The organism is Flagellimonas sp. 2504JD4-2 (assembly GCF_053642935.1).
On the sequence record NZ_JBSIOV010000003.1, the window covers coordinates 841,017 to 855,976 of the forward strand.

Consider the following 14,960-nt stretch of genomic DNA (forward strand, 5'->3'; position numbering starts at 1 on the left):
TCTATTTTTGAAAGGTGACACCAAAAAAAGCGTCTATTTCGATAAAAGAACGTCATGGGAAAAAATTTGCTTTTAGTTGCTATTTTAATTCTCTCCGGGTGCAAAGGTATCTCCCAAGAGGAAACAAAATCATCCGCAGAGGAAAAGGAGAATGAAATCGCGTATGCAGTAACAAAAACTGATGCGCAATGGAGGGCCGAACTCACGGATATGGAATATTATGTGCTTCGAAAAGCAGCCACTGAGAGTGCCTTTTCCAGCGATTTGCTAGATAACAAGGAAAAGGGTACTTATGTATGTGCCGCTTGCGCCACTCCTTTGTTCCGAAGTGAATACAAGTTCGATTCAGGAACAGGTTGGCCCAGTTTTGACCGGGAAATCGAAGGAAATGTTGCCTACGACGTGGATTATAAGATAGGCTATCCGAGAACCGAAGAGCATTGTGCTACCTGCGGAGGACACTTGGGTCATGTTTTTAATGATGGTCCAATAAATACCACTGGAAAAAGACACTGTATCAATGGTGTCGCCCTGGATTTTATTCCAGATGCTGAATAATTCAACCAAACCTATGGATAAAAAGTACGATATCGAAAAAACCGAGGCTGAGTGGAGAGAAAAACTTTCTCCGGAAGAGTACCATGTGCTCCGCCAAAAAGGTACCGAAAGACCATTTACTGGTGAATACAACCTGCATTTTGAGAATGGGGATTACCATTGCAGGGCATGTAACGCCAAACTTTTTGAAAGTGAACATAAGTTCGAAAGTGGTTGTGGTTGGCCTTCGTTCGATCAAGCCGTAGAGGGGGCCATTGAATACATAAGGGACACCTCACATGGCATGATCCGAACAGAAACGGTCTGTTCAAATTGTGGAAGTCATTTAGGTCATGTCTTCAACGATGGGCCGAGGGAAACCACCGGACAGCGTTACTGCATCAATTCGGTGAGCATTGGATTTGACCCCGAAAAAGGTGATAATCAGTAATAAGTGGTCAGAATTCAGAGGTAAGAACTCAGAGGTCAGTACTCGGGAGTCAAATTAATCTTAAAGGACAGGTCGGTAATTGGATTGAATTCATGAAATTCGTATCAAAACGTATAGCTTTGGCTATTGAATTGATACCTCATGAACTTCCAACAAAACTACCTCGACAGTGCTTTATATGAATTCCGTCGCTATAAAACGATGGGAGATAAAACCTTCGCCCAACTTTCCAAAGAAGAAATCCGATGGAAATTCAAGGAGACCGATAATTCCATTTCCATAATCGTAAAACATATTGTTGGCAATATGTTGAGCCGGTGGACCAATTTTTTGACCGAGGATGGTGAAAAAACATGGCGAAACCGCGACATGGAGTTTGAGGGAGAATACCAATCCAAGGCAGCAATGCTCGAAGCATGGGAAAAAGGCTGGAAATGCCTTTTTGATGCTCTGGACAGCATTGATACATCCAATTTCGAGGCAAAAGTCAAAATAAGAACGGAAGATCATACCATTGTTGAGGCTGTTAATCGGCAACTGGCCCATTACGCAAGTCACGTGGGACAAATTGCATTTGTTGGCCGAATGATCAAGGGAAATGATTGGGTCTCTTTATCCATTCCCAAAGGGGCTTCGAAGGATTTCAACAAAAAGATGTTTGGCAGTTCCAATTCTGCGTAACCAAACCTTGGTAATTGGCAATCGAATTGCGTACTTTTGCACTTCATTTTTAACATCTAAAATCAAAAGCTAATGAGCAACTTCGATGTAATTGTTTTGGGTAGTGGTCCTGGTGGATATGTAACAGCGATTAGAGCTGCACAACTTGGATTCAAGACAGCCATTGTGGAAAAGGAAAGTTTGGGAGGTGTATGTCTTAATTGGGGATGTATTCCAACAAAAGCCCTATTAAAATCCGCTCAGGTTTTTGAATATCTAAAACATGCCGAAGATTACGGTCTGAGTGCCAAAAAAGTGGAACACGACTTTGATGCTGTTATCAAAAGAAGCCGTGGGGTGGCCGACGGAATGAGCAAAGGTATTCAGTTTTTGATGAAGAAAAACAAAATCGAGGTCCTTCAGGGCTTTGGAAAAATACAACCCGGTAAAAAAATATTGGTCAAAGGAGAGCATGGTGATCCTGCTGAGTATTCTGCTGATCATATCATTATCGCTACCGGAGCACGAAGTAGGGAGTTACCTAGCCTTCCACAAGATGGCAAAAAGGTAATTGGATACCGTGAGGCCATGTCTTTGGACAAGCAACCTAAGAAAATGATCGTGGTTGGAAGTGGTGCAATCGGGATTGAATTTGCTTATTTCTACAACTCCATGGGCACGGAAGTTACTGTGGTGGAGTACTTACCGAATATCGTTCCTGTTGAAGATGAGGACGTGTCCAAACAACTGGAAAGAAGTTTCAAAAAGGCGGGCGTTAAAATCAAGACTTCCGCTGAAGTGACCCATGTAGATACTTCTGGTGATGGTGTAAAGGCCACTGTAAAGACATCTAAAGGAGAGGAAGTATTGGAAGCTGATATCGTGCTTTCAGCAGTTGGCATCAAAACCAACATCGAAAACATTGGTTTGGAAGAAGTCGGTATCGCTGTGGATAGGGATAAAATATTGGTGAACGATTACTATCAGACCAATATTCCCGGATATTATGCCATTGGCGACGTAACACCTGGGCAGGCTTTGGCCCACGTAGCATCTGCCGAGGGAATCCTTTGTGTTGAAAAAATAGCCGGAATGCATGTGGAAGCATTGGATTATGGCAACATTCCAGGATGTACTTATTGTGTGCCCGAAGTAGCCTCTGTTGGACTTACAGAGAAACAGGCCAAAGAGCAGGGCTACGATATCAAAGTGGGTAAATTTCCGTTTTCAGCAAGTGGGAAAGCAAAAGCTGCCGGAACTCCGGATGGTTTTGTAAAGGTAATCTTTGATGCCAAATACGGCGAATGGCTAGGTTGCCATATGATCGGCGTCGGCGTTACCGATATGATTGCAGAAGCCGTAGTGGCCAGAAAATTGGAGACTACTGGGCATGAGGTACTTAAGGCAGTGCATCCACACCCTACCATGAGTGAAGCTGTAATGGAAGCGGTTGCTGATGCTTATGATGAAGTAATCCACCTGTAAGTTCATTTTATCCATGAAATGGAACAACAGAAATATCCATAGGGATATTGCCTATTTCTATATCGGCCTCATCATCGCTTTCTCGTTTTCAGGTATTATTTTGAATCACAGGCAAGATTGGTACCCTATGGATTATGCCTATGATACCGAAGAAGTCCAAATAGCCTTGCCAGACAATCCAAAAAGTCTGGATTCGGAGGAGTTCATTAGGTCCATTGCCCAAAAATGGGATTTGCAGGATAAATACGATGGTCACCGCATCCGGGGAGAAGAGCTTCGCGTTAGTTTTAAGCGGAACATTACCTTGGATATCAACACCACCAGCGGAAAAGGTTTTTTGGAGTATAAAAGAAAAGTACCAGTGTTGGGACATACCATGTTTCTACACAAGAGCACCAACAATTTTTGGATTTGGTATTCCGATATTTTTGGAGCGGCCATGTTGATGATTGCATTTACAGGATTGTTCATCACCAAAGGGAAGAACAGTTTTAGAAAACGAGGCTGGAAATTAGCCTTGGCCGGGGTTTTGTTTCCAATATTATTCTTAATTCTGTTCGCCTAATGCTTAGACTGTTTCGATATACGGCCATACTGGAAGGGATATCTTATCTCCTACTATTTGGCTTTACCATGCCCCTAAAATATTGGGCCGACATTTTAGAACCCAATAAACTTGTTGGCTATGTCCACGGTGGACTTTTTATCGCTTATGTTTTGATTGCAGTGGTTTTCTGCTGGCAGCGCAAATGGAGCATCAAACGTTTTATAGTTCTTTTTGCTGCCTCGTTGCTGCCTTTCGGAACCTTTTATGCAGATAAGAAGTATTTAAAGGGAGCTGCCTCCTAGTTTCAACAATCCTATAAATCGAGCCATCAAAAGCTTTGAATGGCCAAATCATAGCTTTGGAGTCCAAATCCCAAAATCACACCCTTGGCTCCCGAGGAGATATAGGAAACATGTCTGAAATCCTCCCTTTTATGGGTATTTGATATATGAACCTCCACCACTGGAGTGTCTACCGCTTTTACAGCGTCCCCGATACCCACAGATGTATGCGTATACGATGCTGCATTTAATACAATGCCGTCGTATTCAAAACCTACTTCTTGTATTTTATCTATGATTTCCCCCTCAATGTTGGACTGAAAATATTCCAGTTCAATTTGTGGAAATTTTTGTTGTAGTTGGGAAAAATAGTCTTCGAAAGTGGTACTCCCATAGACTTCTGGCTCACGTTTACCGAGAAGGTTCAGATTGGGACCGTTGATTATCATCAGTTTCATGCGTTAAAAGTACCAATAATTTTGAGGCATAAAAAAAGCGGAAGTAAATTACCCCCGCCTATCAATATCTATAATGGGAATTTAGTTAAATCTATACCCCAGACCGAAGGTCAAGGTATTGATATCAACAACATCACCAAAAGTTCCTCCTCTCGATACTTCAATTCCGTAACGCGCTTCAACAAACCAGTTTTCATCGATTTGAAAACCACCACCAAAGGCAATATCCAATCCAAACTCACCATCAGGTAAATCCTCTAGCAAATAATTGACTTGGGGACCTGCTTGAATATTAAACTTCTCCGACACATTGTATTTTACCATTACCGGTATGTAAAGTGAGGTTAGATCGTCTACCAAACTGAAAAGTACCGACGGCTCAATATCGATGGTCTCTGAAGCCTCAAAATTATAGCCTCCACCTACATAAAAACCGAGCTCGCTATCGCTCACGTTTCCAAATAAGGCGTCTCCTGTATCAACACTTAAGGATACATTATTAAAACCTGCTTTTACTGCAAATCCTTCTTGGGCAAACGTGGTTACTACTGCGCCAGCAAAAAATAATGCGGAAATAAATAGTTTTTTCATGATGAATAATTTTTTTAGTTGAGGGCGCAAATATACCACGGGGATAGTTTTTAAAGGGATAGGAAAATAAAAATATTTTTACTATATAAATCAGAAAAATCTATGATTTACTGATGAAACATCTTTAATCTATAATTACAAAAAGTGCTAGAAGTGTACCAAAGATAATGCCGGTTGGATATCTATGGATACTGAAAAAGGTAGGAAAAAAAACCTACCTTTTTACTAATATTATATTTAAAAAATTACCGAAGCATTATCAGAATAGAAACAATATTCCAGCAGCAGCTATCCCAAATGTTCCATCATTGCTAACCGCAATATATGATACATTCAATTCGGTATTTCCAGTGATATTATACCCAATTACAGGTCTGTAATATAGTCCTCCTTCGTTACCCGCGTTTATTCCCACTGCATAACCCACATCAGCTCCAAACTTGAAACTGTATGTCGGATATATTCGAACTGAAGCGGCTAGTGGTAAAAATTGAAAATCTTCAAACTCAGCTGAGATCGTAATACCACCGCCGGATGCTTCTTGGGTATCTCCAAAAGCGTTGATAAATCCGGTTGCAAGCCCAGCATCTAAAAGTTCTGAAATACCCCAATGGTAATTCACATCAAGTCCAATGCTAAAACTGGAAATATCGGCAGCATCACCAACTGGGACACCTGCGTTCAGTCCAGCCTTAAAATTACTCCTGTCAACTTGGGCCTGGGTGTTAAAAGCCACAAAAAGCAAAAAGATACTTGTAGTAATGATTTTTTTCATGTTTGGATAAGGTTTTTTCGATTGTTAAAACGTCCAATCCACCAAAATAGTGTTGCAACACTTTTTAAATGGCCTTAATCCTGCAATAGTTGATGTGAAAGTCGCAATCAGTGTTGTAAAATAAAAAGGAGGTGAAAAACCTCCATATAGTCATGATTGTGTCCTTTGTTCCTGAATGCTAAAAACCTAATCCAAGGGAAGCACCCAACCGTAATCCAAGTCCGTCAAACCCAAAATCAAATCCGGTATCATTGGAATCCACGCTGTAAAAAGCAGGTCCCCCATACAAATCAAGGGTTATTGGGTCCCAATTCCATTGATAACCTGCAACCCCACCAGCTACGAATACGGTAGTCTTAAAATCGTCGGCTTTAGACGAGGAAAAACTCGCCACCGGAGCCAAAAACCAGCCCTCTGGGGCATTTTTTCCCGATTGTACATAAAATCTATATTGACCACCAATACCAAAACCAGAATACTGTAAACTACCGGAAGTAAATGAGGTGTAACCAAGGTCTATTTGGAACGACTGCTTTTCAGAAACCACTCTCTCATAACCAAGCTCCAGAGAACCGAAAAGTAGAGATAACGGGTTTATTTTTACAACATTTTCTTGTGCCTTCATTCCAAGACCAATTAAAAAACAGACCATCAGGGTCAAGTGTAATTTTTTCATAAGTACATATTTAAGTTACTTATAAAAGTATCCTTGCGGCCCTATCAATCCTCCCTTATTTGACCAATGCAACATATGAATTGATAGATTTGGAATTAGACGTACAAAACTTATTTGTAACTATCTTTATACGATGAATTGGAAGCAGGCTTGGCAGGATTATCAACACTACCTAAAAATAGAACGTGGACTTTCTGACAATTCCATTGCGGGTTATTCCTTGGATCTTCAAAAGCTTATGGACCACCTCAGCTCCCATGAAATTGAAGATTCTCCAATCCAAATTGGGCAGGAAACGATACAGGAGTTTGTGTATTCCGTGGCAAAGACCGTAAACCCCCGTTCCCAAGCCAGGATTATTTCTGCTCTAAAAGGATTTTTCAATTATTTGGTCTTTGAGGATTATCGCCCTGACAATCCCATGGACCTGATTGAAACTCCCAAAATAGGTCGCAAGTTGCCCGATACTTTGTCCATAGATGAAATTAACGCCCTAATTGGAGCCATTGACCTATCGAAACCCGAAGGAGAGCGAAATAGAGCTATTCTGGAGACCTTGTATGGTTGTGGGCTTCGAGTATCGGAATTAATCGGGTTAAGGCTTTCAGACCTTTTCTTTGATGAGGATTTTATAAAGGTGACCGGTAAAGGGAACAAGCAACGGTTTGTCCCAATAAGTTCAGTGAATAAAAAGTATATCAATATTTATAGAAACGAAATAAGGGTCCATTTACCTATTCAAAAAGAGCATCAGGATTTTGTTTTTCTCAATAGGAGAGGTAGACAACTTACCAGGGCGATGATCTTCACCATAATAAAGCGGCTGGCAGAAAAAATTGGTATGGATAAAAATATTAGTCCCCACACCTTTCGGCATTCTTTTGCTACCCATCTTTTGGAAAATGGGGCTGATTTAAGGGCCATTCAACAAATGTTGGGACATTCCAGCATTACCACTACTGAAATTTACATGCACGTGAACCGTAAGCATCTCGCGGACGCGTTGCAGACATATCATCCCAGAAAATAAGATAGGTTAAAATTTTAGTTTGGTGCCAACCTCCAATCTGGTTTTGGCTCCTTCAAATCCAATTTTATCGAATTTAGGTTTACCCACCGGGGTAATCAATTTAGCTTCCATTAGCCAGTTGGGTTGTACCTCATGGCCAACTCCAATAAACACTTCCCTTCTTGGAATGGGATTGGGGAATCCTTGTCCTTCATTTAATAAATCAAATTCCCAAGTATGACCTGTGTTCAAAAAAACCTTTTTCGAAACAAACTGCTTCAATTCAGCCGAAAAGGTTATCCTATCCGCAAAATAGGTTCGAAAATGTTCTCCCCCCAGAATCACCTCTGTTGTTTCTCCAAAAGGGAAATGAATTTTAAACCAGGCATAATTGGAAACCGGATCAAAACTAGGATAACGAAAACCGTCAATATAGATTGGAGTTTCCTTGGTTGTGGAAGGACTGTTGGAAATCTGTCCATAGCTTCGATAGGAAAGCACCATCAGAAATACCAAAATTAATACTGATACCCGTTTTGACATGGCTATTTGTTTCTGTCAATTTACCACATCAATCTTTCGGTAAGTGAAGTTTTAGCTAAACTTTAACCTGAATAAATGGTCATTCCGCTGGAACTTCTGCCCGCGCAGTTTTGTGCTGTTTTTTGTACGGCCGGATAATAAGTCTGGCCTCTCGGTCAAATCTGATGTAGTTATATACCCAATTGATGAACACCACTACCCTATTTCGAAAACCAATCAAGAAGTAGAGGTGCACGAACATCCACACATACCAGGCAAAAATGCCTTGGAATTTAAATCTCGGTAGATCACATACAGCTTTGTTTCTACCTACGGTCGCCATACTCCCTTTATCCCTATAAGTGAAAGGTTTTAGCGGTTTTCCCTCTATTAAACGAATTAGATTCTCTCCTAAATTTTCACCTTGTTGAATTGCTGGCTGTGCCATCATAGGGTGTCCGTTCGGGAAGGTTTCGGTTTCCATTTGGGCCACATCCCCGACCGCGAAAATTTCTTCAAACCCGGCTACTTGGTTAAATCGGTTCACCTTTAATCGCTTACCTCGGCAAAGTATTTCTTTGGCGTTTAGACCATCAAGACAAACTGCTTGAACTCCTGCCGCCCAAACCAAAGTGGCCGTTTCAAAAGTGAGATTGCCGTTGGTTGCCACAAGCTTTCCGTCATAATCCGTCACTCTAACATTCTTCCATACGTTTACCCCTAGCTTTTCCAAAAAACGCTCTGCCTTGCTAGAAGCAATTTCGCTCATAGCCGGTAGTATTCTATCACTTCCCTGCACCAGATTGATTTGTGCCCGACGGGTGTCCAGATCTGGATAATCCTTGGGTAAAATCCCTTTTTTGATTTCAGCCAAAGCTCCCGCCAATTCAACTCCAGTCGGTCCGCCGCCAACGATTACAAAATTCATAAGTGCGTCGCGCTCGTGCAGGTCATCCGTAAGCAAAGCTTGTTCAAAATTCTCGAGAATTAGGCTTCTTAGGTTCAATGACTGCGGAATGGTCTTCATGGTCATTCCTTTTTCCTCGATATTCTTATTTCCAAAAAAATTTGTCTCAGACCCGGTGGCCACAACCAAATAATCATAGCCTATATCACCGATATTGGTGTCCAGTCTTCTGTTCTCGGTATCAACCTGCATAACTTCGGCCAATCGAAAATAAAAATTCGGGTAACCTTGTAGCACTTTGCGGATTGGGTAAGCAATGGAATCGGGTTCCAATCCACCAGTCGAAACTTGGTATAACAAAGGTTGAAATGTATGATAGTTGTGCTTGTCCAATAAGACAACCTGAACTTCTTTTTTGGATAGCTTTTTAGCTAAGGCTATGCCTCCGAAACCACCACCAATTATGATGATTCGAGGAAGACTTGATTGCGGAATATTCATGCTTGACATGTAAACAAATTTACGGATTCCCGAACTGGGAAATGGACTTTCAGGCCGCTTTTTTAGTATATTTAAAGATTGACTAATTAAACTAACTGACATGAGATTAACACGCCTTTTGCTTTGGATAATTGTACTATCACCTCTTATAGGTTTCTCCCAAGAGGACAAGAATGTTGTTCTGGCAAATTTGACTTCCAAAACAGAGAAATATGGGGACATCGCCCATCAAATTTGGAATCTTGCCGAAATGGGGTATTTGGAAGAAAAAAGTTCGGCCCTATTGCAAAAAACACTTGCCGATGAGGGCTTTTCCATTACAAAAGGAGTAGCGGGCATTCCGACCGCCTTTATTGCGGAATATGGCTCTGGAAGTCCTGTAATAGGCCTTTTAGGGGAGTACGATGCCCTACCGGGCTTGTCCCAACAAGCTGTTGCTGAAAAGAAATCGGCCAACAAAGCTGCGGGGCATGCATGCGGACACCATCTTTTTGGTACCGCTTCTTCTGCCGCTGCCATTGCAGTTAAAGACTGGATGAAAGCCAACAACATTGCAGGTACAATCAGATTTTATGGATGCCCTGCCGAGGAAGGTGGTTCAGGAAAAGTTTATATGGTACGCGATGGGCTTTTTAATGATGTTGATGTTGCCCTACATTGGCATCCCGGTGATGGGAATTCAGCCAGCGCTGGAGCCGCATTGGCCAATAAATCGGCTAAATTTCGTTTTCATGGGATATCTGCACATGCAGCAGGAGCTCCAGAGCGGGGACGCTCCGCTTTGGATGGTGTCGAGGCGATGAACGCCATGGTAAATATGATGCGTGAGCATATTCCCCAGGAGGCCAGAATCCATTATGTGATTACCGATGGTGGCAAGGCCCCTAACGTAGTTCCCAATTTTGCTGAAGTATACTACTACGCCCGACACAATAGAAGGGATGTGGTCATTGATATTTTCGACCGTATCATAAAAGCGGCTGAGGGCGCTGCTCTGGGTACCGGTACAACCATGGACTTTGAAATGATTGGAGGAACTCATGAGCTTTTACCCAATATTGTTCTACAAAAATTGATGCATGACAATCTATCTGAAGTGGGAGGCATTACCTATTCGGATGAAGAAAAAGCTTTTGCAGAAAAAATTGCATTGAGCTTGGGTTATAAAAAACTAGAGATTGAAAAAGCAACCGATGTCCAACCCTTTAAAGAAAAGGCAAGGGCGTATGGCTCAACTGACGTGGGCGATGTAAGTTTTGCGGTTCCAACTGTTGGATTACGTGCCGCCACTTGGGTTCCCGGAACCCCTGCCCATAGCTGGCAAGCCGTTGCTGCCGGAGGGACATCGATAGGAACCAAAGGGATGATGGTAGCTGCCAAAGCCCTTACACTAACGGCAATGGACCTGTTCAAAGATCCTAAAATTGTTGAGGAAGCCAAGTCAGAGTTCCAAAAACGCAGGGGCGCGGATTTTAAATATATACCTTTACTTGGGGATAGACCTCCCGCTTTGGATTACCGAAAATAAAAGTTTCTTAAAAGCGCTGTAACAAAACCCATTTTCTAAACACATATACAGCAAACTTACCAACCATAGTGAATAAAGAACTTGAACATCGTTTCGTGACGGAGCTTGAGAACAATCAGAATATTGTTCACAAAGTATGCAGCCTATACACCAATAACAGGGATGCGCACAACGATTTGTTCCAAGAAATCACTATACAATTATGGAAAGCATATCCAAAATTTCGGGGAGATGCCAAATTCAGTACCTGGATGTACCGGGTTGCCCTGAATACGGCGATTACCTTGTATCGAAAATCGAAAAAAAGGGTTCAGACCCAAGATTACGATTCAGTAATTTTTAAAATCAAAACCGACGAATATGATGACACCGAGGAAAAACAATTAAAGCTCATGTACAATGCCATAAAGCAGTTGGGCGACATTGACAAGGCTTTGGTGTTCTTATATCTGGAAGACAAGGATTATGCTGAAATCTCAGAAACTTTGGGTATTACCGAAGTAAACGCGAGAGTAAAAATGAATAGAGTAAAGAATAAATTAAGAACCATATTAAATCCTTAGAGCATGGTAGATGAACTGGAACTCTTGAAAAAGGACTGGCAGAAAAAGGATGAACATCTCCCAAAACTGTCGTATGATGAAATATACCAGATGATCTGGAAGAAATCATCATCCATAGTCAAATGGATATTTTATATCAGTATCATCGAATTTATACTTCCCCATCTGCTATATCTTATTCCTTCAATGCGGAATAATTTGAGCATCTATTCCGATTTGGGATTGACCAATGTGGTTTTGGGCGTAAGTATTTTGCAGTACGTAGTTATCTTCTACTTTATATATCTCTTTTATAAGCGATACCGCGAAATTTCGGTGCTGGACGATGCCAAGCAGCTAACTTCAAACATTCTGAAGGCCAGAAAAACAGTAAAATATTATGTAATCTTTTCCTTGTCCATGGTGTTGCTCACCTTTGCCATGTTGATCGTTGGAATTTACTTCAGTGATAATATTGCTGAGATCTTTGAGCTGGGAGAAAAATTGTCCGAAGTTCCCCCAGAAAAAGTAAAATGGATTTTTATCGGAAGTTTTGCCGTCGTAGGTATACTTTTCACCTTTATTCTAGGAGGTATTTACTTTTTGCTATACGGATTGCTCACTAGAAAATTGAGAAAAAATTATTACGAACTCCAAAAATTGGAGGTCTAATCACCTTTGTAACTGTACCTTCTTTTTTGGTGCTCTGCTTCGTAGGCGGCCAATTCTTCCTTTGAAAGAACCTTTAAAAAAGATGGATGCTGTTCAATGGCATATTCCAGCTTTTCCAAAATGGACTCAATCGATTCGTTGTCGTAATCAATTTCCAAAGGCTGTTTTATCTGCATGGACTGCAATATCCCCTTCTTTTTAACACGCAATCCTTTTTTATCAAACGAACGTCTAAAACCATCAATAACAACAGGAACCACTACAGGTTTGTATCGCTTAATGATATGTGCCGTACCCTTCCGTAAGGGTTTCCACGGTGTTGTTGTTCCTTGGGGAAAAGTGATTACCCACCCATCATCCAAGGCTTTGGCAATATTACTTATGTCGCTGAACTTGACCTGTCGGTTTACATCTTGACCATCGGCCCGCCATGTTCTTTCAATACTTATAGAACCCGCATAGGCTAATATTTTAGCCAATACGCTTTGTTTCATGGTTTCTTTGGCCGCCACATAATAAATATTGAGCTTGGGATTCCAGAGATATCCTAAATTCTTGATGTTATCATCCCTTCCCTTTAAACTGGCGTTGAACACATGGAACATGGCCACAACATCGGCAAAATAGGTTTGGTGATTGCTAACAAAAAGTACATTGGAATCTGGTAAATCCCGTATGATCTGGGAGCCCTCAATTTCCAATTTATTAAACCCCTTGTAGCGTTGATGTGTAATCGAACCCGCTATGCGAATCAACCATCGCTTTAAAAACAGAATATGACCAAAAGGATTTTTCTTGAACAGCCCCATACTTCACACGTTGCGGGCTAATTTACAAAATAGCAGCTAAAGCACCTGATCCAAAAGTTCCTTGATTTCGCTCATCATCATAGCCGTAGCTCCCCAAACCGTATAACCATTTAATTTATAGGCAGGTACATTAATGTTTTTTGCATATGAAGTTGTGAGGTTTTCTTGGATATGATTCGATTTGTCCAAAAAATCCTTCAAATATACCTCTACCAAGGACTCCACCTCATTTTCCTCTATCGTGAAGGGTTTTGGATTCTGATAAATTCCGATGAAGGGACGGACCATAAAATTGCTTGGCGGAATGTACACCTCACTTAGCTCCTTCAAAACCTCAACTTCTTCAGGAAGCACGCCTACCTCTTCGTGTGTTTCGCGTAGCGCTGTCTCCAGAAGCCCACTGTCTTCTGGCTCTACTTTTCCTCCTGGAAATCCTATCTGGTTGGAATGAACCCCGTTGTATGTCTTACGGAGAATCAAAAGCAGCTTGGTGCTAAAATCCATGTCTGGATAAAAAAGCGCCATCACTCCTGCCCTTTTCGGGTTCCTTTTTTGAATCTCGTTGGATTTTAACCATTGCACACGCATGGCCGGAGACATTTTATGATGGGAATCCTCACCGGGAAGTGGGAGATTTTTTATTTTTAAAACCTGTTGGTAAAATTCCTTAAAATCCATGTTTTTAAAACAAGCAGCTTTAGTTACAAGTATACTATTATTTTTTCTTGCCTCCTGCGGAGAATCTCCCAAAAAGAATAATCCCAAAGTTGAAGCGCAAATAGCGGAGACCGATTCAATTCGGAAAAAAGCGGCTGTGCCCGAAGAAGAGGAAGAAAAAGAAGACGCCTTTGTGCTCAATGAGGAAAACGCGATCGACTTCTTTTTTAACTATGCCAGGGAAGTAAAAGAAAACAGGGTACGACTCACAACAAGTATGGGGAGTTTTACTGTTCAACTCTATGACAATGTACCGTACCATAAAGCAAATTTTATCTATTTGACCCGAAAGGGATATTTTGACAATACCCAATTCCATAGGGTGGTCAAGGACTTCATAATCCAAGGAGGGAATTCAGATGATAAGGAAACTTCCAAAAAACGAAGGTTGATCGGTCGATATCTACTCCCACCAGATGCAAAAAAGGGCTATAAACATCACCGCGGCACCATTTCCATGCCCAGCAGTGAACGTAACAATCCACATAAACTAGCTTCTCCCTATGAATTTTTTATTGTGGTGACCAAACCTGGTTCGTATCACTTAGATGGCTCTTACACTCCATTCGGAAGAGTTGTTGAAGGTATGGATGTGGTCGACGCCATAAACAATGTGCCTGTCGGTGACGGGGACTGGCCCTGGCAAAATGTGTATATCTTGAAGGCAGAAGTACTCTGATCAAGCTTCTTTTTTATAGATATTGGGAAGACGGATATCAAATTTAACCGCCAAAATACGTAATGTGATTACCAACAAAATTGCCGCTACATAGGCATACCCTTCGGGAATTGGAAGTTTTACAAAAAGAAAATAGCTAAACCCTCCTGCGATACAGGCAGTCGCATAGATTTCTTTTCTGAAAATCACTGGAATTTCGTTGCATAGAATATCCCTGATCACTCCACCAAAGCTTGCGGTCATTGTCCCCAAAGCAACACACATAACCGGGGAAAGTCCCGCTTGTATCCCTTTTTCAATCCCAACCATGGTGTACAATCCAATTCCAATCGTATCAAATAAAAACAAAGATCTTCTCAAATATTTGAGCTGGTTGACAAACAATATCCCAAAAATAACGGTAACAAAGATTGTGGAGACATAGGTTAGATCCCGCATCCAAACTACTGGGGTATTACCGATGAGCAAATCGCGTAAGGTACCTCCACCAATCGCTGTTACAAACGCAATGATCAACACCCCGAACAAATCCAATCGCTTTTCCATAGCTACCAACACTCCTGAAAGTGCAAAGGCTACGGTCCCCAAAATATCAATGGTTTGGTAAAACATG

General features: G+C 41.4%; 20 protein-coding genes. 11 read left to right on the plus strand and 9 right to left on the minus strand.

From position 1 onward, the window contains the following. Positions 1–54 precede the first annotated feature (54 nt). From msrB (ACULLH_RS15005) to ACULLH_RS15030, 6 genes are all read left to right on the plus strand, one after another. On the plus strand, positions 55–558 hold the full coding sequence (msrB, locus tag ACULLH_RS15005; RefSeq protein ID WP_454089564.1) for a peptide-methionine (R)-S-oxide reductase MsrB: 504 nt from the start codon (positions 55–57) through the stop codon (positions 556–558). A 13-nt stretch (positions 559–571) separates the two neighbouring features. After that, positions 572–988 carry a peptide-methionine (R)-S-oxide reductase MsrB gene (gene msrB / locus ACULLH_RS15010; protein ID WP_454089565.1) on the plus strand — a complete coding sequence of 139 codons (417 nt, stop codon included), beginning with the start codon at positions 572–574 and terminating at the stop codon, positions 986–988. 141 nt (positions 989–1,129) lie between these two features. Next, positions 1,130–1,669 (plus strand): DUF1572 family protein, encoded by a 540-nt coding sequence (locus tag ACULLH_RS15015; protein ID WP_454089566.1) that lies wholly within the window; start codon positions 1,130–1,132, stop codon positions 1,667–1,669. A gap of 72 nt (positions 1,670–1,741) precedes the next feature. Then, the gene (gene lpdA / locus ACULLH_RS15020; RefSeq protein ID WP_454089567.1) at positions 1,742–3,133 is read left to right on the plus strand and encodes a dihydrolipoyl dehydrogenase; all 1,392 of its coding nucleotides are present in this window, start codon (positions 1,742–1,744) and stop codon (positions 3,131–3,133) included. 13 nt (positions 3,134–3,146) lie between these two features. Beyond that, a complete protein-coding gene (locus ACULLH_RS15025; protein ID WP_454089568.1) occupies positions 3,147–3,698 on the plus strand; it encodes a PepSY-associated TM helix domain-containing protein in 552 nt (183 codons plus the stop codon). Continuing rightward, on the plus strand, positions 3,698–3,982 hold the full coding sequence (locus tag ACULLH_RS15030) for a DUF3817 domain-containing protein (protein ID WP_454089569.1): 285 nt from the start codon (positions 3,698–3,700) through the stop codon (positions 3,980–3,982). The genes ACULLH_RS15025 and ACULLH_RS15030 overlap by 1 nt, the downstream gene beginning before the upstream one ends. A 26-nt stretch (positions 3,983–4,008) precedes the next feature. On the opposite strand, the gene aroQ is transcribed toward ACULLH_RS15030, so the two are convergent. From aroQ to ACULLH_RS15050, 4 genes are all read right to left on the minus strand, one after another. After that, positions 4,009–4,419, minus strand: coding sequence for a type II 3-dehydroquinate dehydratase (gene aroQ / locus ACULLH_RS15035; protein ID WP_454089570.1), 411 nt, complete (start codon positions 4,417–4,419; stop codon positions 4,009–4,011). An 81-nt stretch (positions 4,420–4,500) separates the two neighbouring features. Continuing rightward, a complete protein-coding gene (locus ACULLH_RS15040) occupies positions 4,501–5,010 on the minus strand; it encodes an outer membrane beta-barrel protein (protein ID WP_454089571.1) in 510 nt (169 codons plus the stop codon). 259 nt (positions 5,011–5,269) lie between these two features. Continuing rightward, entirely contained in the window at positions 5,270–5,785 is a 516-nt protein-coding gene (locus tag ACULLH_RS15045) for a hypothetical protein (protein WP_454089572.1), read from the minus strand. 178 nt (positions 5,786–5,963) lie between these two features. Then, the gene (locus ACULLH_RS15050; RefSeq protein WP_454089573.1) at positions 5,964–6,461 is read right to left on the minus strand and encodes a DUF3575 domain-containing protein; all 498 of its coding nucleotides are present in this window, start codon (positions 6,459–6,461) and stop codon (positions 5,964–5,966) included. Between the two features lie 133 nt (positions 6,462–6,594). On the opposite strand from ACULLH_RS15050, the gene xerD reads away from it, so the two are divergent. Next, a complete protein-coding gene (gene xerD, locus ACULLH_RS15055; protein WP_454089574.1) occupies positions 6,595–7,491 on the plus strand; it encodes a site-specific tyrosine recombinase XerD in 897 nt (298 codons plus the stop codon). 6 nt (positions 7,492–7,497) lie between these two features. Here the strand turns inward: xerD and ACULLH_RS15060 are convergent, their stop codons facing one another. Together ACULLH_RS15060 and ACULLH_RS15065 are read right to left on the minus strand one after the other, a co-directional pair. Next, complete coding sequence (locus tag ACULLH_RS15060) at positions 7,498–8,013, minus strand: hypothetical protein (RefSeq protein ID WP_454089575.1); 516 nt, start codon at positions 8,011–8,013, stop codon at positions 7,498–7,500. A gap of 79 nt (positions 8,014–8,092) precedes the next feature. Continuing rightward, the gene (locus tag ACULLH_RS15065; RefSeq protein ID WP_454089639.1) at positions 8,093–9,400 is read right to left on the minus strand and encodes an NAD(P)/FAD-dependent oxidoreductase; all 1,308 of its coding nucleotides are present in this window, start codon (positions 9,398–9,400) and stop codon (positions 8,093–8,095) included. 100 nt (positions 9,401–9,500) lie between these two features. Between ACULLH_RS15065 and ACULLH_RS15070 the strand changes: the two genes are divergently transcribed. From ACULLH_RS15070 to ACULLH_RS15080, 3 genes are all read left to right on the plus strand, one after another. Beyond that, complete coding sequence (locus ACULLH_RS15070; protein ID WP_454089576.1) at positions 9,501–10,928, plus strand: M20 family metallopeptidase; 1,428 nt, start codon at positions 9,501–9,503, stop codon at positions 10,926–10,928. Positions 10,929–10,996: 68 nt separating this feature from the next. Further along, a complete protein-coding gene (locus ACULLH_RS15075; RefSeq protein ID WP_454089577.1) occupies positions 10,997–11,491 on the plus strand; it encodes an RNA polymerase sigma factor in 495 nt (164 codons plus the stop codon). 3 nt (positions 11,492–11,494) lie between these two features. Continuing rightward, positions 11,495–12,142 (plus strand): hypothetical protein, encoded by a 648-nt coding sequence (locus ACULLH_RS15080; RefSeq protein ID WP_454089578.1) that lies wholly within the window; start codon positions 11,495–11,497, stop codon positions 12,140–12,142. Here ACULLH_RS15080 and ACULLH_RS15085 read toward each other — a convergent pair. After that, positions 12,139–12,951 (minus strand): lysophospholipid acyltransferase family protein, encoded by an 813-nt coding sequence (locus tag ACULLH_RS15085; RefSeq protein WP_454089579.1) that lies wholly within the window; start codon positions 12,949–12,951, stop codon positions 12,139–12,141. The two genes, ACULLH_RS15080 and ACULLH_RS15085, sit on opposite strands and share 4 nt — an antisense overlap. 36 nt (positions 12,952–12,987) lie before the next feature. Continuing rightward, positions 12,988–13,629: an NUDIX hydrolase gene (locus tag ACULLH_RS15090; RefSeq protein ID WP_454089580.1), complete on the minus strand. Its 642-nt coding sequence runs from the start codon at positions 13,627–13,629 to the stop codon at positions 12,988–12,990. On the opposite strand from ACULLH_RS15090, the gene ACULLH_RS15095 reads away from it, so the two are divergent. Then, positions 13,628–14,347, plus strand: coding sequence for a peptidylprolyl isomerase (locus ACULLH_RS15095; protein ID WP_454089581.1), 720 nt, complete (start codon positions 13,628–13,630; stop codon positions 14,345–14,347). The two genes, ACULLH_RS15090 and ACULLH_RS15095, sit on opposite strands and share 2 nt — an antisense overlap. Here the strand turns inward: ACULLH_RS15095 and ACULLH_RS15100 are convergent, their stop codons facing one another. Beyond that, on the minus strand, positions 14,348–14,959 hold the full coding sequence (locus ACULLH_RS15100; RefSeq protein ID WP_454089582.1) for a trimeric intracellular cation channel family protein: 612 nt from the start codon (positions 14,957–14,959) through the stop codon (positions 14,348–14,350). Position 14,960: the final 1 nt, after the last annotated feature.